The 21,418-nt window shown below is 48.3% G+C and carries 13 protein-coding genes; 12 read left to right on the plus strand and 1 reads right to left on the minus strand.

The window, feature by feature from the left end:
* Positions 1-41 precede the first annotated feature (41 nt).
* Positions 42-1,562 carry an FGGY-family carbohydrate kinase gene (locus tag ACRQU7_RS04365; RefSeq protein WP_444644008.1) on the minus strand — a complete coding sequence of 507 codons (1,521 nt, stop codon included), beginning with the start codon at positions 1,560-1,562 and terminating at the stop codon, positions 42-44.
* 349 nt (positions 1,563-1,911) lie between these two features.
* Between ACRQU7_RS04365 and ACRQU7_RS04370 the strand changes: the two genes are divergently transcribed.
* The 12 genes from ACRQU7_RS04370 (at position 1,912) to ACRQU7_RS04425 (ending at position 21,417) form a co-directional block, all read left to right on the plus strand.
* Positions 1,912-2,451 (plus strand): glycerol-3-phosphate responsive antiterminator, encoded by a 540-nt coding sequence (locus tag ACRQU7_RS04370; RefSeq protein ID WP_279231020.1) that lies wholly within the window; start codon positions 1,912-1,914, stop codon positions 2,449-2,451.
* Between the two features lie 148 nt (positions 2,452-2,599).
* A complete protein-coding gene (locus ACRQU7_RS04375; RefSeq protein WP_038322748.1) occupies positions 2,600-3,859 on the plus strand; it encodes a PTS transporter subunit IIC in 1,260 nt (419 codons plus the stop codon).
* Positions 3,860-3,941: 82 nt separating this feature from the next.
* Complete coding sequence (locus ACRQU7_RS04380; protein WP_038322749.1) at positions 3,942-4,997, plus strand: 2-hydroxyacid dehydrogenase; 1,056 nt, start codon at positions 3,942-3,944, stop codon at positions 4,995-4,997.
* Positions 4,998-5,034: 37 nt separating this feature from the next.
* Positions 5,035-5,802: an SDR family NAD(P)-dependent oxidoreductase gene (locus tag ACRQU7_RS04385; protein ID WP_444644011.1), complete on the plus strand. Its 768-nt coding sequence runs from the start codon at positions 5,035-5,037 to the stop codon at positions 5,800-5,802.
* Between the two features lie 41 nt (positions 5,803-5,843).
* On the plus strand, positions 5,844-6,734 hold the full coding sequence (locus ACRQU7_RS04390) for a class II fructose-bisphosphate aldolase (RefSeq protein WP_444644013.1): 891 nt from the start codon (positions 5,844-5,846) through the stop codon (positions 6,732-6,734).
* A gap of 393 nt (positions 6,735-7,127) precedes the next feature.
* The gene (locus ACRQU7_RS04395) at positions 7,128-12,794 is read left to right on the plus strand and encodes a TIM-barrel domain-containing protein (protein WP_444644015.1); all 5,667 of its coding nucleotides are present in this window, start codon (positions 7,128-7,130) and stop codon (positions 12,792-12,794) included.
* A gap of 314 nt (positions 12,795-13,108) precedes the next feature.
* Entirely contained in the window at positions 13,109-14,098 is a 990-nt protein-coding gene (locus ACRQU7_RS04400; RefSeq protein ID WP_444644017.1) for a sugar ABC transporter substrate-binding protein, read from the plus strand.
* The gene (locus ACRQU7_RS04405) at positions 14,088-15,650 is read left to right on the plus strand and encodes a histidine kinase (protein ID WP_038322757.1); all 1,563 of its coding nucleotides are present in this window, start codon (positions 14,088-14,090) and stop codon (positions 15,648-15,650) included. Before ACRQU7_RS04400 ends, ACRQU7_RS04405 begins: the two co-directional genes overlap by 11 nt.
* Entirely contained in the window at positions 15,625-17,217 is a 1,593-nt protein-coding gene (locus ACRQU7_RS04410; protein ID WP_444644020.1) for a response regulator, read from the plus strand. Before ACRQU7_RS04405 ends, ACRQU7_RS04410 begins: the two co-directional genes overlap by 26 nt.
* Before the next feature lie 5 nt (positions 17,218-17,222).
* The gene (locus ACRQU7_RS04415; RefSeq protein WP_185741234.1) at positions 17,223-18,290 is read left to right on the plus strand and encodes a sugar ABC transporter substrate-binding protein; all 1,068 of its coding nucleotides are present in this window, start codon (positions 17,223-17,225) and stop codon (positions 18,288-18,290) included.
* A gap of 330 nt (positions 18,291-18,620) precedes the next feature.
* Positions 18,621-19,772, plus strand: a complete 1,152-nt coding sequence (locus tag ACRQU7_RS04420) for a sugar ABC transporter substrate-binding protein (RefSeq protein ID WP_038322761.1) — start codon at positions 18,621-18,623, stop codon at positions 19,770-19,772.
* 121 nt (positions 19,773-19,893) lie between these two features.
* Positions 19,894-21,417, plus strand: coding sequence for an ATP-binding cassette domain-containing protein (locus ACRQU7_RS04425; protein WP_444644023.1), 1,524 nt, complete (start codon positions 19,894-19,896; stop codon positions 21,415-21,417).
* The last annotated feature ends 1 nt before the right edge of the window (position 21,418 follow it).

A 21,418-nucleotide genomic window follows, 5' to 3' on the forward strand; every position in this document is an offset into this window, starting at 1 on the left:
CAAATAAGAAGATAACCGCAACAGGATAGAAAGACAAATTTCTATTTTGCGTCCCAATACGGTTTCAGACAGCGCATAAGATGTTCCCACTCACGGTAGCGGACCTCAAAGTCCGGAAGATATCGGCTGGAGGGGTTGAATCTTTCCCGAATTCTTACCGCCTGACGGAATCCATCCTGATAATCCTGATAGGTCTTTGCGCCGACGCCCGCAGTGATCGCGGCACCCAAAGCTCCGACTTCGTCGCAGTCGACCACCTCAACAGGAATTTGCAGAATATCCGCAAAAAGCTGTGCCCATACAGGGCTTTTTGCGATTCCTCCGGTAAGCCGCGCAGAAGTGATCCTGCAGCCGGCGTTTCTCAGGAAATCAATATGCCATTTATGTAAAAATACGATGCCTTCCGCCACTGCGTAAACCACCTCGCGGTAGGAAGTGTTCTGGTCAATATTAAAAAAGTTCGCCTTCGCATTGGGATGAACGCTCGGCTGGGCGACAAAGGGATGGAACAGGACCTCGGTCTGGTCCGGCGACATCTGTCCGATCATCTCATCCAGCACGTCGTAGTGGGATACCGAACGTTTCACTGCTTCCATCCGTGCGGTTCCGCCCAGCGCCTTGCCGAACCAGTCGAAATTAATGGCAGACGCGCCGGTATAGGAACAGTTTAAATACAGCCCCTTTCCAAGCGAAGGCTGGTTTGCAGAAGCGCCCGGAATGATTTTGGTGGACTGGGTCTCATTGATGCACCAGGTGCCCGCGACAATCGTCACAACACCCTCATCCGCCGCGCCTGCTCCAACCAGGCAGGCCAAAATATCCATCATGCCCGCGGCTACCGGGGTGCCGACCGAAAGCCCGGTGTATCCGGCGGCTTTTTCGGTGACCGTCCCGGCGATGCTGGCACTTTCCCTCAGCTTCGGAAGTTTGTCATACATTTCCGGAATTCCAAACAGGTCCATCAGTTCGCGCGAATACTGGAAGGTGCTCAAATCCAGCAGGGCGGACCCGCCGAAGCAATTGATGTCGGCGGAAAGTTCGCCGGTCAGCTTGTAGATCAGATAGTCCTTGCACAATAAGATACTCCCGATATGACTGTAAATATCGGGCCGGTTCTCCTTGTACCAGCGCAGTATGGGACCCGGTTCGCCCGCAAACAGGGTTCCCGCTATAATTTTGTTGATTTTCTCCAAGGAGCCTTCCTGCTGGTATTTCTCCAGAATTTTCGCGGCCCTGTAATCCTGTGACAGCGCGCCCTTTGCATTCGGCCTCCCGTTTTCGTCGACGATGAGGACCCCGTTGCCAAAGGAGCAGATTCCTACCGCCGCAATTTCAGACGCGTCGATCCCGGATTTCCGGATTACTTCGTGAATGCAGTTTTTCGTGGAATCCCAGATTCCGTCGGCGTCCACTTCTTCAAACCCGAGCCGCCGGCTTTCCTCGGTGACCTCTACACGTCGGTTCTGCTCGGAAGCGGATGCAAGTGCATTGCCTTTTGTGTCAAACAAGACGGATTTTACAGAGGAAGAACCCGCGTCAATACCAAGTAAATACTTTTTCAATACGTAGCCTCCTTCATATTGCTTCCCTTTCCGTTCAGCCGACCGGGAAGCGCTGAAAACAAAAATTCGGCTGACAGCTATGATTTTTCATAGCCGTCAGCCGAATTCAAAAATACTACTATTCGGTACTCTATTTTGTTTTTCAAGCAGCCGCTGCAAGTTACAATCTGCATTATATGGCAATACAATTCCATTGTCAATGAACAATAAATACAAAAAAGTATATATTTTTTTGTATGTTTAATCCTTGACAAAACGTTTCCAGGTCGATTAAGATAAAAACTACAGAAATTACCCAAGGCCAAAACAGGGAAGTGAAGACATAGACTTTCAAAATGAGTTTTACATAATTCCTTCTGTACGGGAGATCAAGCACCTGTCTTATGCGCTGACTACAGAAGCACCGTATATTCATCTGAGCAATACGCATATCGGGAATTTAAAACCGATGGTCGATGCGGTGCATCAGGCGGGAAAGAAAACGGTTGTGAATGTGGAACTGATCGGCGGATTTAATCTCGACAGGGACGGTGCCCGTTTTTTAAAGCAGATTTTCCATGTGGATGTCGTCATCGTTTCCAATCCCATGTGGACGAATTACCTGAAGGGATTGAACCTTTTTGTGATTCAGCGGATTATGCTGATGGATTCTCTTGCCCTTGAAAATTCTTTGCGGATTGTTTCTGAAACTTCCTGCGACGCGGTGGAATTACGGCCCTCTGTTTACGGGATCAAATATATCAGCCGGCTGCGTCAGACCCGGGCGGATATTCCGTATTTTCTCGCCGGTTTTATCAATACTCAGAAAATCATAGACGAAGCGCGGCTGCTCCAGTTTAAGGCAGTAACCCTCAGCAACAACAAACTTTGGAGCTATAAAACAAAATAAAAGGTTGAATGGTAGTAAAGAATTCGACTAAAAGCTGTTTATCGACAGCTTTTAGTCGTTTTTTATTTTATTCTGGAAGGGAGCGATACGGAAACACCGTTCTTAAGTTTGAGGAGAAAGCTTAAATAATTTTAGGAGGATGCTTGTTATGGAATGGTTCAATCAAATTATCAAACTGGGTGCTCCGGGAATGATGCCCATCATATTCTTCATTCTGGCATTGATCTTCGGCGTGAAAATTGGGAAATCGTTTAAATGTGCGGTTCTGGTGGGCGTAGGATTTGAGGGCATTAATCTGATTGTCAGTCTCCTTCTCAACAGCGTAGGACCCGCCGCGCAGGACATGGTCACAAGGTTCGGCCTCAAATTCACCGTGCTGGACGTTGGGTGGCCCACTGCGTCGCAAATTGCCTGGTCATCCGTACTGGTGCCGTTTGTGGTCGTAGGCGCGTTTGCTGTGGATCTTCTGCTGCTGGTGCTGAAACTGACCAAAACGGTGAATCTGGATATTTTCAATTTCTGGCTGCTGCTGCTCCCGGGGTGCATGGTGTATTCCGTCAACCAGAATTTGGTCGCAGCGGTCGCTACCTCCCTGATCCTTTACGCCGTCGCGCTGATCGTCGGCGATAAGACGGCTCCAATCATCCAGGAGAGCTACGATATGAAGGGGGTGTCCTTCCCGCATGCTACCTGTACGGCGTATGTTCCGATCGGCATTCTCATCAATTTTTTGATTGAAAAAACGCCGGGACTGAATAAAATCGATTTGAACCCGGATAAAATCAGCAAAAAGCTCGGTATCCTGGGGGATTCGCTGGTACTTTCTTCGGTTTTGGGCGCCGTACTGGGCCTTTTGGCGGGCTGGAATGCCGGTCAGATCGTTTTGCTGGCCGTGGAGATGGCAGCGGTCATGAAGCTGCTGCCCTATATGGTCGGGGTTGTTGTGGAAGGCGTGACCATCGTGCGTGAGGCCGCGGAAATCCGGCTGAAAAAGATATTCCCGGACCGCGAGTTCTACATCGGCATGGATACCGCGCTGCTGATCGGCGAACCGACCATTCTGGCGACCGGCCTTTTGCTGATTCCCTGCACGCTGCTTCTGGCCGTCATTCTGCCCGGGAATAAAATGCTGCCCTTTACCGACCTGGCTTCCATTGTTTTTCTGATTTCCATGGTCGCCCCGTTCTGCAAAAAGAATATGTTCCGTATTTTCATCACGGGCCTTTTTGTGGTGACCATCGCGCTGTACGGCGGCACATTCCTCGCCCCTCTCTACACGCAGGCAGCGGTGCTGTCCGGGGTTGAACTTCCCGCAAGCGCGCAGGGGACCCAGATCGGCAACCTGGTATCGCCTTATAATGCTCCCTTTGCTTGGATTCTTATTGAGCTGGGAAAGCTGTTCCATTGACCCGTTCTAAAATATGCGGGCCTGTTTTTATAAAATACATAGCAATCAAAACACAAGTAACTAGGGAAAGGAAGTTAGCACATTGAACATTGTTGGCATTGGAGATCTGCTGATCCCCGAAAATTTCATTCGGGAAGGTTTCCGCAATTTCGAACAGGCAGGAGCTTCCCTGAAAACCGTCAGTTGGAAACTTGGGGATTATGAAGAGCTGCAAAACATCAACCTGCTGATTGAGACCAGAGGAAGCGAAGCGTACGAGGTTCCGGACGATATTCTGGAAGCCGTACGGGACGCAGACATCATCATTACGCAGTTCTGCCCGATCAACCGGAGGGTGCTGGATGCGTGCAGCCGGTTGAAAGCGGTCGGAGTATTAAGGGGCGGTATTGAAAATGTGAATCTGCCTTATGCAAGCGAAAGGGGAGTTGCGGTTTTTCATACGCCGGGCCGCAATGCCAACGCGGTTGCCGATTTCACAGTGGGTATGATCCTTGCCGAATGCCGAAATATTGCCAAAAGTCATCTAAATTTGAAAAATGGGCAATGGGTTCGGGATTATAATAATAAGGACAGCGTACCGGATTTAGCGGACAAAGTCGCCGGGATTGTCGGATTCGGCGAAATCGGCAGAAGGGTGGCGAAAAGACTTGCCGGGTTTAATATGAAAATCGTTGCATATGATCCTTTTGTACAGCAGGCCCCGGACGGCGTGAAAATGCTGCCGCTGGAAAAACTGATGCAGGTCTCTGATTTTGTCACCGTCCACGCCCGACTTACCGAGGAAACGGAGCATCTGGTCAGCGCAGAGATGCTGGATTTGATGAAGCCGACCGCTTACCTCATCAACACGGCACGGTCGGGTCTGGTCGATGAAAATGCCCTCTGCGAAGCCTTGAAAGAGAAAAAGATAATGGGGGCTGCGATCGATGTATTTGACGAAGAACCTCCCCGCAAGGGCTACCCGCTCATTGAGCTGGAAAACATAACGGTTACTCCGCACCTTGCCGGCGGAACGCGGGACGCTTTTACCAGCTCCCCCAAGCTGCTGGCCGCGGAAATGATCAAGCTCCTCGAGGGAGCGGATTCGCGCTTTGTGCTGAACCCCGATGTTTATCGTCAGCAGTTTCAAAAGAAGTAATAAATGTAATTTTAACAGAGAAATGGTGTGACAGACTTTGGATTTAAACCTGAAAGGCAAAACGGCTCTTGTCACCGGCGGCGGCAGCGGCCTGGGGAGAGCGATCACCGAGGAATTTGCCCGGGAGGGCGTCAATGTTACGGTGAGCTACCGCTCAAAAGAAAAGGAAACCAAAGTGTTTCTGGAGGAACTCAACAGCCGGTACGGCACAAGAAGCATTGCCGTGAAAGCGGACATTTCGAACAAGCAGGATCTGAATTCTCTTTTTGATACGGCTTGCGAAACGTTCGGAAAACTGGATATCCTGATCAATAATGCGGGAGTCTGGCTCTCCTCTTACGTCAAAGACATGCCGGAAGAAGATTTTGAAAAGACATTCGCGGTGGATCTGGAAGCGCCGTTTCTGCTCAGTAAAAAAATGGTAAATCATTTGCTTGAGCAAAAAAGCAGGGGGAAAATCATCAATATTGTGTCGCAGGCGGCTTTCCATGGTTCCACGACCGGCCACGCGCATTACGCCGCGGCTAAAGGCGGCCTGGTCATTTTCACCGTTTCCCTTGCGCGGGAAGTCGCCCAGTACGGGATCAACTGCAACTGCGTAGCCCCCGGGATCATGCGGACCCAAATGATGTCCGGAGCGCTGTCTTCGGAGAATGGAGAAGAATATTACAAAGACCGGATTCCCCTCAAACGGATTGCAGAACCGAACGAAGTCGCCTACACGGTGCTGTTTCTGGCTTCCGATAAAGCGGATTATATCACCGGCGCAACCATTGACGTTTCAGGCGGAATGCTGATGCGATAAAGAAAACAACGAAAAAATGATTGATTTGGAGGTATCCTTTCATGTCACTGGTAAATTTAAACACAATGCTTCAGGATGCACGCAAAAACAAATATGCGGTCGGAGCATTTGACGTAAGCAATCACGATATGGCGCTGGCCGTGCTGGATGTTGCGGAGGAACAGAAATCCCCCGTAATCCTGATGGGCCTGACGGTGGACCTGCAGGGCGATAAGCTTGAGTATTGGATCGAGGGACTCAAGTCGATGGCGAAAAAAGCAAAGGTTCCCGTATGCATCCACCTGGATCATGCGACCGATCCGGACTTTATCCGGAACTGCGTGGACAGCGGTTTCTCTTCCGTTATGTATGACGGGTCCACCCTTCCCCTGGAAGAAAATATCAAGAACACCAAAGAAGTCGTCGAGTACGCGCACCGCCACCATGTATCGGTTGAGGCGGAACTCGGTCATGTGGGCGACGGCATCGTTGGAAATTCGGAAACCGGAGTAAAAAAAGACAAAAACGCGGCATTCGATAATCCCGACGATTATCTCACGAATCCCGGGGAGATGACCCGCTTTATTGAGGAAACAAAGGTGGATGCTCTCGCTGTTGCTGTCGGGACAGCTCATGGCGTTTATGTTAATAAGCCCAAAATCCATTTTGACCGCCTGGAAGAACTGAACAGCCTCTCCACGGTCCCGATGGTCATGCACGGCGGTTCCGGTACGCCTGACGATCTGATCCGAAAATCCGTTCAGCTCGGCATCTGCAAGCTGAATATCTTTTCAGAGATGCTGGCTGCTTTCTATTCGGCCATGAAGAAAGAGTTAAACGAAACGGAAAACATGTCCATTTGGCCCTGCACCGCAAATAAGGAACCGGTTGAGGCGATGAAGAAGGTTGTCCGGGATAAAATATTGCTGTTAGGTTCCAATAACCATGCCTGACCTCTGAGCACAGACTGACCGGAAGGTTCGCTGTCCAGAAAGACAAACGATCGGATTGCAGCGGGATTTGCCTTTGCACCAGAAAAAATTTCGCCGCAGAAGAAGTATAAGCAAAAAAACTCAACACCAGGCTCATCGAGTCTGGTGTTGAGTTTTTTTGCTTATAAAGACAGTGAGGAAGCAAGAAGTTTCAATACGGGTGCGTTATATAAAAAATGGCAAAAAAGATGTAATGGTCAGCAATATATTCTATTGATAATGATTAAAAACATCAATATACTAGAAACACTTAAAAAAAACGAAACATTTAATCTAAAAAAGGAGGTTCGCCATAGAACTGAAAATGAGAATCGGCGGATGATACGGGGCTTTGAGATTTCGGGAGGAAGAAGAATGATTAAGAAAATTTTATGTATGGTGCTTTCCATTTCCATCGTGTTTTCATTACTGATTCTGCCGGATACTCTCCAGACGGAAGTACAGGCGGCGGAAATAGTAAAAATCGGGGATAACACGTCGGTGGCGGAGGATGGAAACATTCTGACCTTTACGTGCGGGGAGCAGGAAGTTAAGGTCGAACTGTGTACTCCACAGACGGCGCATATTGAGCTGTCACTGGACGGCGCGGACGGATACCGTCCCAGCGATCCTCAATACTACATGGTGCAGAAAAATATCTGGGATCCTGTAAGCAGAACCGTTACGGACGAAGGCGGATACATCAGGATTCTGACAAGCAAGATGGATATTCATATACAGAAAAGTCCATTGCGTATTGCAATGTATGATCTCGACGGCAACCTGCTGAGCAAGGATGCCGACGACCAGGGTATGTATTGGGATGATACGGGAATCCGCGGCGTCAAGAAAACAGAGGGTACAAAAAATGCGGGAGGCATTTTCGGCTTTGGCTCCGGAGATCATGGCCGCAGAGCGGATTTGAACCGATACAGCACGGATTTCAGTGAATTCACTATGTCACACGGCAGAGTGGTCGCTCCTTTTTTCATGAGTACCGTTGGCTATGGGATTTTCCTGAACACCATCGAGACAAACACGAAGTTTTTTAAACAGGGCGGCGGCTTTCAGACACAGGGCTATTTGGATTATTATTTCATGTATGGCCCTGATTTCAAAACAATTCTGAATGAATACGCGGAAATTACCGGAAGGATGGAGCTTTACGGCAAATGGGCAAACGGCTTCATGCTGTCGAAATACGGCAATGACAATGCAACACAGGCAGAGTTTCTGGAATGGCTCCACAAATTGAGAGATGAAGGCTATCCCAGCGATGCCTATGTTTTTGACTACGGCTGGCGCGGCGATGTTGCGGACAACGGCGGCAACCAAACCGGAGCAGGCCAGAAATTCGGCAAACAGATGTGGAGCAACGACACCGCGAAGTTCCCGGATATTCCGGCAATGTTTGACGAAGCGCGGCAGTTGGGGTTCCATGTAGGACTTCACAACAACGCGGGTACGCCGGAAGCCTCGGGCGGCAAGACGCTTTACCTGCCTGAAAACGAACAGAAATGGGTAAAATCCTATATGGACAGCGTCATTACCACCGGGCTCGGGGATTTTTTCTGGCCCGATGAATTTGACGTACTTGGCTCCAACACGGCGCCTACGCTTTCCTCCAAAGGCGCTTATGAAGCCTGGCAGGCATACACCGATGAATCGCGGCCGATGTTTATGGCCAGAGGAGGTTACGCGGGACAGCACTTTGCGACCGCGTGGTCGGGCGATATTAATCCCACCTCTGCGGAAATCGGCAACCAGATCGGTTTCAGCATTGATACCGGCCTGATCGGTTATTGGGCGACCTCGCATGACCTCGGCGGATTTATGTCGCGGCCTACCGATGCTCTGTATACCCGGTGGGTCTCGGAGTTCGGCGCATGGAACGGCATTATGAGAACCCATGGTCACGATGGCCGCGAGCCTTGGACATTTAACCAGACGGCTCAGGATACGCTGAAAAAGAATCTGAAGACCCGTTATGAGCTGTATCCGTATATTTATTCTCTTTCATGGCAGGGCTACAGCCAGGGGACACCGATCATGCGCGCCATGCTGCTGGAAGACGGCAGCCAAAATAACCCGGCGGCATGGAATCTGAACAAACAGTATTATTTTGGAGATTGGTTCCTGGTGGCCCCGGCACAGGATACCAGCGATACCGTGGTTTCGGTCTGGCTTCCCCCGCAGACTACCTGGTACAATTATTACACAGGGAAACGCTATGAGGGAGGCGCAAGCGGAAAAACGATCAACGTCGCGGCAGCCCTGACGGATATACCCGTGTTTGTAAAAGCGGGGGCCATTGTTCCCATGGGTCCGGATATGGATTATGCGGATGAAAAACCTTTGGATCCTCTTACACTGGATATTTATCCGAAGGGAACCACGGACTTTACCCTTTATGAAGACGACGGGGTAAGCCGTAAATACATAACTGAAAATGCATACAGCACGACAAAATACGAAAGTGTACAGAACGGGAATGATATTTCCTTTAAAATCTTTGCAAGGGAAGATCACAACGCGGCTGTTTACAAACCGGCCGACCGTTCCTACAATCTGAAGTTCAACCATATCGCTCAGATAAACGGCGTGACCGTAAACGGAGACAACATTTCCGGCGTATCGACACTGGAGCAGTACAATGCTTCGCAGGAGGCTTACTGGCTTGATTCAACAAATAACATTGTCTATGTCAAAACTCCCGACACCGGAGAGGAAATCAATGTGGAACTCGCTTCCGGCGGAATTGTTGAACCGGCGCTCGGCAATGAAAACGAAGGGATTCCCGCCAAGCAGGTAAACGATGGAGACACGTTTGAACTGGAAACGGGAAAATTCCTCCCGCAGTCCGGCGGTCAGGTAATCGCCGACACGGAGTGGAAAGGCTATACGGGAACGGGCTTTGCAAAAGGGTTTAAGGTGGCCGGGGATGCGGTTCAGTTCGACGCCGATATTGTAAAGGCGGGCACCTACAACCTGAAAATACGCGTAAACTGCGGAAAGAAAAACGATCCCCAATATGATTCCTCACCCCGTACAGGCGGATTATACCTCAACGGAACAAAAGCGGCCGATCTGTCCTTTGCGGTGACGGATGTCTGGGGAAATACCGTAAATAATGTAAAACAGGGAGTCTGGGTCGATTATACCATTCCGGGCATCAAGCTGGACGCCGGCGTCAATACCTTCAAAATCCAGGCGGAAGGTTCCAACCCCGGCAACTACAATCTGGACTCGCTTACCTTCAACCGATTGGATACCACGGTAAACGCCTTTAGCCGGATTGAAGCGGAGTCGGCCGGCACACTCACCAATGTGTCGAAGGCGGCTCTGGGAGACGGCACCAATGTCCTGATCACATCCACAAACGGAGCGTGGGCGCAGTTTAATGAAGTGAGAGGTTCCAACAAAGGCGGACTCCAGCTTCGGGTAAAGAGTACGACTGGCGGCCGTATCATAGCTTATGAAAACGGTGTGGGCGATAAGGTGCTTGCCACCTTTGACCTGCCGGAGGACGGGCAGTGGACGACTCTTACGGAAAAGTCCAAGGACACAGACGCGGATACAAGCAATATTTTCTTCGAATTCGTCGCAAACTCTGCATCAGTTTTGGATTGCGACATGGATTGGTTCCGCTTCATTCCAAGAATTGATGCCGGCGATACCTTTGAGGCGGAAGATGCACAAGGCGATACAACCAGCGCGGCCGGTGACGGCAGCGGGACCGTACGGGTCGACAATCAGTGGCCGGGATATACCGGTACCGGTTACGTCGCGGGCTGGAAGTCCGTGGGGCATTATGTGGAATTCCAGGCGGACGTTGCACAGACGGGGAACTATGATGTTACTCTGAACGTCGCCAACGGAAAGAAGAATGCTTCGCAGTATGATGATACTCCTCGTACGGGTGTACTTTACATCGACGGCGTAAAGGCCGCGGATTTTGGCCTCGAAGTACACGAAACATGGGGCGAATGGTTTGAACATGTCATTGAGGGTATCCCCATTGAAGAGGGCATCCATACCTTCAAGATTCGTTCCGAAGGCAGCGAAAATTCCGGAAACTTTAATCTGGATTCCATCAGATTTGATCTTCAGGCCTCCTCCGCGAACAGCATAACGGTGACTCCGGTCAGCGGTGCGACAGTTACTGCAGACAAATCGCAGGCACAGGCGGATGAAGTCGTGAGCGTTACCATTAAAGATATCGTGCAGGGAAAAGCTTTCAAATCGATCTCTGTGACCGATGCGGACGGCGAGCCCGTCGATACTGCGGAGGTAACGGTCGGCAAAAAATATACGTTTGTCATGCCCGCGTCGTCTGTTACCGTCGATGTGGAACTGCAGGATGTAACTCCCGATACACAGAATATCCGCAGCGTTCAGCAGTCTGATCCGTTGACTGTTGAGTACGGTACCGATTATGACAGCTTAGAGCTGCCCGAAACTGTGGATGTGACTCTCAGCGACGATACCGATATCAGCCTTTCCGTCAGCTGGATAGAGGGCGGCTACAACGGCAATCGCGCGGGTACCTACACCTTAAAGGGCTCGCTGATTCTGGAAGATGGCATAACCAATACAAACAATATACAGGCGTCCATTCAGATTACGGTAGAGGACAGTTCCTCCCCCGGCACGGATAAAATCATCAATTCATTTAATCCGCTGAATCCGTCGGTGAAAAATCAAACAGTTGCCTATGGAACGCCGTTCTCTTCCCTGAATCTGCCTCAGAAGCTCAAGGCGGAAGTTGACGGAATAAAGGATACCTGGGTCAGCATAACCAAATGGGTCAGCGACATCACTTACAACCCGCTGGCTTCCAAAACATACCGCTTTGCTCCGGTTTTAGACAGCGGCTATGTACTGGAAGATAACGCCGGACTTCCCAGCATTTCAGTAACCGTTAAACCGAAAAAGAGCAATCACTCAAGCGGCAGCTCTTCTTCAAGCAGTACCGGCAATACTCCAAAAACGCAAAGTACGATGTCTACCACAACAACCACAGGCGGAGGCACGGCGGCAGAGGTAACAACAAAACCGGATACAGCACCGGCTGTGTCGGGAAGCAAGTCAAGCGTTACCGTTTCGATCCCGACAGAGATCACGTCCGTGATCTCCAATGCAACGGCGGAAAAACCCGCCCAGGTAACGATCGCCCTGCCGACCGAAACGATACTGGAACAATTGAGCAGCAGTACGGTTCAAACCGTTACTGTGAACATGCAGGTCCCTTCCTCTGTGGCAAACAATACCAATGCAAATGCAAATATATCCATAACGGCATCACAAGCGGCTTTGCAGGCGGCTAAGGATGCGAAGAAGGACATTACCCTTACAGTGACCGATTCGGACATGGGCAGTGAAGCTTATTCATGGACCTTCTCCGGTGCAGACTTGAGCAGTTCCGTTGCTCCCGTTACAAACGTGAATCTTGCGCTGAACGTTGTCGCAGTGAGAAATGACACATCAGCTGCCGAAGTAGTGGCAAAAAATGCTGCGGATCAAAATTCTTTAGGTACTTTGATTCAATTCAGCAATCACGGACTTCTCCCCGGACTCGCAAAAGTCAGGGTGTATGTGGGAAATCAGCAGGGATGTGCTCCGAATTCACAGGTGTTTCTCTATTATCTAAACAGAACAACAAAGGTTCTGGAGCAATTGCCGAGGAGCGAGTACACGGTGGATGCAAACGGGTATGTGGAAATTGATATTATCCACTGTTCCGATTATGTACTGCTGCCGAAAGCCGCGGTAAATCCGTATCCTGTAAAATCAGACACCACTTATCCCGTCGGGGTGAAGTATGGAGAAAGCTATACCTTTATGATGACAGCCGGCGAAAATTCAACTCCGTCATTCGGCGTGGGGAACGGCCAGGCATTTACGAGTATGGTAAAGCGTCAGGGAAACAAGTACTATTTCACCGTAAAAGCGGTTGGGTCAGTTGGTACGATGACTGCGGTCTACAGCACTTTGCCAGGACAGCAGCCGGTAATCCTGTGCTATATCTCAGTAGTCAAGTAGCATAATACGGCAGCGCGGAGAGGCAAAAAGACCTCTCGGAAAATTCCAGACGGAGAGGTACTTGAATCACGGAAATCGGTGGTTTGGGTACCTCTTTGTTCATCCATTTTGTTAAATGCTGCATAAGTTCTGTCAAATAGATTAAATAAAAATGGAAGTTATATATAATTATTTTTACCTAATTTTCAAAATTATAGAGTTGAAATTCAATGATTATCAGACCGCTCAAATTTATAATTTACGCCGTGCACAGGAGCGTCGGCCATTTATTCATCAATATTTCTACTACAATTATTTAGAAGAGAAGGGTCATAATGAAGAGGATCTTTGCATCTTTGGTTGTTGCGCTGGTGATTATTGCCGCTTTATTTTATGATCTGTATGGAACCGTCAATGATGGGACAGTGGAAAATGAGGCGGGAAAACAGCCGAAATATCACATACAGGTTATTACGCAGAATTCGGATGAGCATTTCTGGACGATGTTTAAAAAAGGTGCAAGCGCCGCAGGAGCCAAATTGAACACCTATGTAGAATTTGTCGATGTTACTCAAAAAGATGTGGATTCATCCGTACAGGCAGTTGAAAAAGCGATTTACTCCAGCGTGGATGGCATTGCCTTGCAGGGACAGGACATTACGAAGACATCTGCCGTGCTGGAAATTGCAAAATCAAAAAACATCGCTGCGATCACTTTTGAAAATGAGCTGAGTTATATTCCCGATGTGCCGACGGTTGGCTCAAACCTGTATGATATCGGTCAGAAAGAAGGAGAACTGGGGGTACAGGCCTGCAAGGGAAAGGGAAACGCCGTCCTGATTGTAAACGGAGCAGGGAGCCAAAGCAGTCAGTTTAAAAGCCTCAAGCTACAGGGGATTATGGATGTATTTTCAAAGCATGCCGGAATCTCCGTACAGGCGGTTTATACGCTGAGTGCCGGTATGTTTGAAACAGAAAAACTAATGAGTAAAATTTTGGCCCAGAATCCGAAAATCGATTTGATCGTCTGCACCGACGAGCGCAACACGCCGAGTATCGCGCAGATCATTGTTGACGCCGACCGGGTGGGCGATGTATCCATTGTCGGGTACGGCGCCATGCCGCAGACTCTGAAGTACATTGGGGGGCGTGGGGTGATCTACGGCACGGTATGCCCGGATGCGTACAATATCGGTTACGATACGGTTTCTCAGCTTTACGCCATTTTAAACGGCAACCAGGTGAGCGAAAGTCTCAACACCGAGCTGTTTCCGATTAATAAGACCAATGTTGATCAATTTATGGTAAAAACGAATGAAAGATAAGATGAAATATAATGCGGTCAAATCCCGTGATATGAAATTCCGTACACTGCTGATCACCTTTTTCCTGTCTTCTGCCGTCATTATAATGCTGGCAAGCGTGTACACTTACATATCCTCCCAGATTTTAATGCAGGATACATCGGAAATGTTCCGGAAAAATTTAGAGCTTACCGGAGCATACAGCCGGCTGAGAAAGATTCAAAATGACATAGAACTGTATCTTTCCACCGGCAGCTCGGACAGCCTGCTGGCATTTTACGACGATGGCAACGCCATTACTGATAACGTGAACAAGCTGATGGATGAAGTAACCTATACGCCGCGGGGCGTGAAAATCAAAAATGTCGCCAACATGATTACGGATTATATGATAAAAGCGGAAAACGCAATCAACGCGAAGCGCGGCAGGAATATAGACGCTTATGTGACCGCTTATGAAATCACGGTGAAGGAATGTAACTATATAACGGTATATATGGAAGAAATCATGAGTCAGGATATTGTGGACAGTGCCGAAAAATATAAGGCAATCAGCGAACGGCAGCTGCAGGCAACGGTGTTCAACAATATCTTTATTCTGTTTGTTATGATCTACGTTATCGTAATGATTTTTGTTTTCAGCTTTGAAATTACCAAGCCGATTACAAAGCTAGCTTCCTATGCCGCTGAAATATCAAAAGGGAACTTTGAAATTAAAATTACCCCCGTCAAGTCCAGCAGGGAAGTAAATATGCTTTACAGCGTTTTTTCTTCCATGGCGGTCAATGTGAAAGAATATGTGAACGAGCTGCAAGAAAAGAGGAGACTGGAAAGAACGATCAGCGAACAGAAAGTGAACAACTTGAAGATGAGGAATGCGCTGCATGAATCGGAGCTTTTAGCATTGCAGTCGCAGGTCAACCCGCATTTTATATTTAACACCATTAATATCGGTGCAAAGATCGCAATGCTGCAGGGAGACGCGGCCACTTGTACCTACCTTGAAAACGCCGCCGATATTTTCCGCTACAATCTGAACGGGCTGGATTCCAACGCAACGTTAAGAGAAGAAATTGATAATGTGGTTTCCTATATGTATCTTCTTAAAACACGGTTCAGCGACAGAATTCAGTTTTCTCTTGATCTTGATGAGTCCGATTCTAAACTGCTCGGTTTTGTGGTGCCCCGTATGATCCTGCAGCCGATTGTTGAAAATGCGTATATTCACGGGATAGGAGAAATCGAAGAAGGGGGAACCATCCGGCTCATTGCCCGGCGGGATGCTCAATACGTTTATCTGACCGTCAGCGATAACGGGAAGGGAATTGGGGAGGAAAAGATCGCTGCCATTATAAACGGAGAACCGGAAGAATCGGCGGAGGAGAAACCGAGGCAGAGGGGCCACACTACGGGCATCGGCATTGACAATGTGATGAAACGGCTGCGCCTTTTCTTTGGGAAACAGGATGTGATGAAAATTGAGTGTACGGACGGAGAAACAAGATTTACTTTTATACTGCCGACAGAAATAGAGAAGGGGGAGGAGCATGTATCGTGTGCTGATTGTGGATGACGAACCGATTGAGCTGAAATTTATAGAGTACATTATCAATAAAAAGTTTACGTCTTTGAAAGTGGAAGGTACAGAGCGCTCGGGCAGAGCGGCCATTGAAAAAGCGGAGAGTACCTACCCCGATATTATAATTATGGACATCAATATGCCGGGAATCAATGGATTGGAGGCGATGCGCCAGATTCGAAAAGGAAATCCGAATGTCCGTTTTATCGTAGTTTCTGCCTTCGATTACTTTAATTATGCGGTGGAGGCGGTCGCTCTCAATGTAGATGATTATCTTTTAAAGCCTGTCAAAGAGGCAACGCTGGTGGAAACGCTCGAAAAGGTAATGAAACAGATTGATGCCCGGCGCGACAGAACACGGCGGGAGATGGAGCTGAAAGAGAAATTCGAGATGGTCATGCCGATTTTGGAAACAGGTTTTATCAACGCCATTTGCATTTTCGACGACGCCGGTACGGACCTTCATAATTATTGCCGTATCTTTGATTTCAAAAGTACCAGCGGGTATGTCATTGCGATCCAGTTTGGTGAAAAGGAGGGCGGTGAGGTAAAAAATAAAATCGGCGCAGGGGTACAAAGCCAAAAGCTGTACCAGCATTACTACAGCATTTTAAAGTCGATTTGTGTCTGTGTTGTGGGACCAATGATGTTAAACCGGCTGATTGTTTATATCCTGGACGAGCAGGAAAATGGATTTGAGCAAAAATTTTCCGCTGAAAAAACAGTACAGAATTTCTATAAACGCGCAGAAAAGCTGGATATCGAAATCTCTGTGGGAATAGGAGGACACTGTAAGAGCGTCGACAATGCGCACGAGTCCTACCAGCAGGCTCTGCGCGCGCTGCTTATGCTTTCCATCTCGAAAATCGACTGCAATATTTTACACTTTGATGATGTTCTGGCGGAAGAGGGGGGAGTGGAAACCTGCTATGAAAAGCAGTTTATGCGAAGCTATTACCTTAGTGTGGATACGGAGGACGCTTTGGTAGCCCAGCTTGCGTTTGAAAGCATATTTTCACGTATGTGCTCGGAGATAATGCCTGATTTTGACGAGCTGAAGAATAAAAGCATTTCTCTCATCCTGGGCTTCAGCAAGCTGTGGGTGAACCTGGGAAGCAATCATTCTGTGATGCTCGGTCAGATCTTACAGGCTCAGAAACCGGACGAGCTTCGCAGGGCATGCTGCTGCTGTATCGCGTCGGCAGTAAACCGGACCGTTTCGGGAAAGAAGAAAAAAATAAACAGTATTATTGAAAAGGCGAATCGCTACATGGAGGAACATTTCAGCGACGAGATCACGCTGGATTCAATTGCCAAAGAGGTCAATCTCAGTCCCTACTATTTCAGCCGCTTTTATAAAGCGCAGACAGGCGTTAATTTCATCGATCGTCTGATGACGATCCGCATTGAGAAGGCAAAAGAATATTTATCCGAAACAGATGCGTCGATCAAGGAAGTTTCAAAACAGGTTGGTTATATGGAACCAAATTATTTTTCCAAGCTTTTTAAAAAAATTGCCGGGATAACAGCAACTGAATATAAAGAACAATATGGGAGATGAGTACAGTGTCAGAAAAATTTACCCCAAAACGTTCGATTGGATGCCTTTGCTGTCTTTTGATTTGCAGCTTGCTGTGTGGAACCATCGCGGGCTGCACCAGTAAAAATGATTTTGCCCCGGTTTCTTCCGGAACGAAAAAAATGACCATCGGCTTTTCTATGGCCACGCTCAAAGAAGACCGTTGGCTCCGCGACCGGGATATTTTTTCTGCCAAGGCCAAACAGGAGAACATTGACGTCATTGTCACCAATGCCAACAATGACATCAACGAGCAGTACCGGCAAGTAAAAAGCATGATAGACAAGGGGATCGATCTGCTGGTCATGGTCCCGCAGGACTGTGAGCGTTCGGCGTACTGTGTACAGCTTGCCAACAATGCGGGCATACCGGTCATCTCTTATGACCGTCTGGTTCGCAATTGCAAAGTGGACGCTTACGTTTCTTTCGACAACGTGAAAGTGGGGCAGCTACAGGCGGAAGAGCTTTTGAAAAAGGTACCCACGGGCGGGTATCTTATTTTAAACGGTGCAAAATCCGACAACAACAGTACGATGTACCATCAGGGGTATTTCGATAAACTGCAGCCGTCTGTTCTGGATGGGAAAATTAAAATTATCGCGGAAACATGGGTGCAGGATTGGCTCAGAGAAAACGCGTACAGCTTTGTTTCCGAACAGCTTACACACAATGCCGGCCAAATCAATGCGATTCTGGCCGCCAACGACTCGCTTGCCTGGGGCGCCATCGACGCTCTTTCCGAGGCAAAGCTCACCAAGAAGGTGATTGTGGTGGGTCACGATGCCGATTTGGCCGCCTGCCAGCGCATTGTAGACGGTACGCAGGATCTTACCATTTATAAGCCGATTGATAAACTGGTGGAGAAAACGGTGGAAATATGTAGAACTTTAGCGCAGAAGAAAAAGATTTCCTATGAGCAAACAATCAACAACGGCGCTTACGATGTCCCCTATCTGATGTGCGATGTAATTCCGGTGACCATCGATAATATTGACGCTACCGTGATTAAAGACGGCTTTCAGTTAAAGGAGGATGTTTACAGAACATCAAAATAGGTTGTGCCGCCGCTTATTTACAGCGGCGGGCGCAGGATAATAGGAGCCCCTCCTTTTGTTGGTCAGTTTCATTGAAACCGGACCGACAAAAAGGGGGGCTTTTTGTGTCAAGGGCAGTCCGGTCAGGCTTTCCTTTCCTGATTCAGGACAATATTTTACCTCGCTGTGATCGCGTAAGCATTTTAAACAATATAGTCATAACAGACAGCAATTGGTTCCATTGTAAAGGAATTGCCGCCATAGTATCATAAATACAACAAAAGACGGCGAATGATGCGAATAAATGTGGTGCATTTGCCTCTGGACGTGATATTGAAAGGTGGAAATGAATTGAAAAAGTTTTTCGCAATAGTCCTTTCCGTTATGATGTTCATAAGTGCGGCCGCTTGCGGAAGCACGACGGGAGCTTCCGGTACGGCGGATACGGCAAGCGAAGCTGCGGTCAGCGAAGCAAAAAAAGGCACTGTGGACGTCGGCATTGTTCTTCCTACCAAGGATGAGCCGAGATGGGTACAGGATGAGACGAGGTTTACCGAAGCGCTGAAATCGACAAACTATTCTTCAGAGGTACTGTTCAGCCAAGGCTCGTCCGCAAAAGAAAAAGAAAATGTGGAAGCTTTGATCGCCAAGGGAATCAAAGTTCTGATTATTTGCCCGCAGGACGGCGCCGCGGCCGCAGCGGCGGTTGACGAGGCCAAAGAAGAAGGAATCACCGTTATTTCCTACGACAGACTGATTACGGATACCGGCTCGGTTGACTATTATGTTACGTTTGACAGCGTTTCCGTTGGAAAAGCGCAGGGCCAGTACTTAATCGACAACGCCGCCGGCAAGAAAAATGTTCCGCTTTACATTTACGCAGGTGCTGCGACTGACAACAACGCTTTCCTGTTCTTCCAGGGCGCGTGGGAGACTTTGCAGCCGAAGATTGCAGACGGAACGTTTGTGATCAAGAATTCCAGTGCGGCGGAAGGCTTAAAGGACAAAGCGGAGCTCACCCGTGATGAAGAAAGCAAAATCATTGCACAGGTTACCACAAACTGGGATTTCAACGAGGCAAAAAACAAGGCGCAGGCACATTTGACCTCCGCTGCCAAAGCCGACAAAGGGGATGTGTGCATTCTTGCCCCGAACGATGGTACCGCACGTTCCATCGCGGACGAATTCAAGGCTGATAAAGACATCAAGTCCTATGTGATTACCGGACAGGATGCCGAAAAGGCGTCGATCCAGTATATCATCGACGGCAAGCAGACCATGACCGTATTTAAGGACGTCCGTATTCTTGTGAAGGATTCCATCGCAATGGCTGTTTCCGTGCTGGAAGGAAAGACTCCCGAAACAACCGGTTCTTATAACAATAATAAGATCGACGTAAAAGCCAAGCAGACGGCGGTTCAGGTTGTCGACGCGAAGAATGTGAAAAGTGCGATTATAGAATCCGGCTACTATCCGGCTTCCGATTTTACAAACCTGAAGTAAAAAAGCGAATGTTTTTCAATAGCTGATACATACCGCAATAAGAAAAGCAGATGGGATATTGGTGAAAAAAACCGAGCATCTCATCTGTTTTCTTAAAGTGTTCAAAAGGGGAACTATGGATATGGAAGACTACATACTCGAAATGAATGATATCACAAAGGAATTCCCGGGAGTAAAAGCCCTGGATACGGTGAATTTCAAAGTGAAACGGGGAGAAATTCACTGTCTGGTGGGAGAAAACGGAGCGGGAAAATCAACTTTGATGAAGGTGCTGTCCGGTGTATATCCGCACGGAACATATAGCGGAAGCATTGTCTTAAACGGAGTGGAACAGCATTTTTCCAACATTGCGGACAGTGAAAAAGCCGGGATCGCAATTATCTATCAGGAGCTTGCGTTGATTCCGGAGCTGACCGTGTATGAGAATATTTATTTTGGCCACGAAATTATGAGCGGCAAAACAATTAATTGGAACCAAACCATTATTAACGCGCAGAAAGTTCTGAAACAGGTGGGTTCCTCCGCCAATCCGGTCGCCAAGGTGAAGGAATACGGCGTGGGGACGCAGCAGCTGATCGAAATCGCAAAAGCGCTCAGTAAAAATGTCAAGCTGCTGATTCTGGACGAACCCACGGCAGCTTTGACAGAAGCAGACAGCGAAAATCTGCTGAACTTATTAAGGGAGCTTAAAAAACAGGGCGTTTCCTGCATTATGATTTCCCACAAATTGAAAGAGATCATTTCAATCGCCGACACCATCACAACTTTGCGTGACGGAAAAACGATCTGCTCTATGGATACGAAAGAACGCAGGATCTCCGAAAGCGAGATCATTAAGTATATGGTGGGCCGCGAAATCGATAACGTTTACCCGCCGAGGGAAAAGCACGAGTACGGAGATGTGAGCTTTGAAGTAAAGGACTGGACCGTATTTGACCCGGCCGCCGGCAGAGAGATCCTGCACAACGTGAGCCTCAATGTCCGCAAAGGGGAAATTGTAGGGATCGCGGGATTGATGGGTGCCGGACGCACAGAGTTTGCGCTGAGTGTGTTCGGAAATCCGCAGAATTACAAAATTGAAGGCAGGCTTCTGGTCAATGGAAAAGAAAAAAATTACAGGCATCCTGAGAAAGCGATCCGGGACGGCCTTGCCTATGTAACGGAAGACAGAAAGGGCAACGGGCTTGTCCTGATTAAGGATATTAAAGAAAATATCACGATGGCAAACCTGAAGGCGATCTGCAGCAACGGGATTATCAATCAGAACGAAGAAGTGCGTGTCGCAAATGGATATTTGAAATCCATCAATATCAAGGCGCCGTCGGTGGATCAGATCGTGGGGAATCTAAGCGGAGGCAATCAGCAAAAGGTTTCCATCGCGAAATCGTTGTTTATCGGCCCTCACACCCTGATTCTGGATGAACCGACACGGGGAATCGATGTTGGCGCGAAATATGAAATTTATACGATCATGAATCAGCTTGTAGAGGCTGGCATGAGCATCATTATGATCTCTTCGGAATTGCTGGAGATTTTGGGTATGAGCGACCGCGTTTATGTCATGTCCGAAGGCAAAATCACCGGAGAAATCAAAACAGAGAACGCAACAGAAGAAATTATTATGGGAATGGCAACAGTTGGTTAGG

Origin of the sequence: Caproiciproducens puteiluti, from assembly GCF_052442865.1 — a bacterium.
Lineage (GTDB): Bacteria > Bacillota > Clostridia > Oscillospirales > Acutalibacteraceae > Caproiciproducens.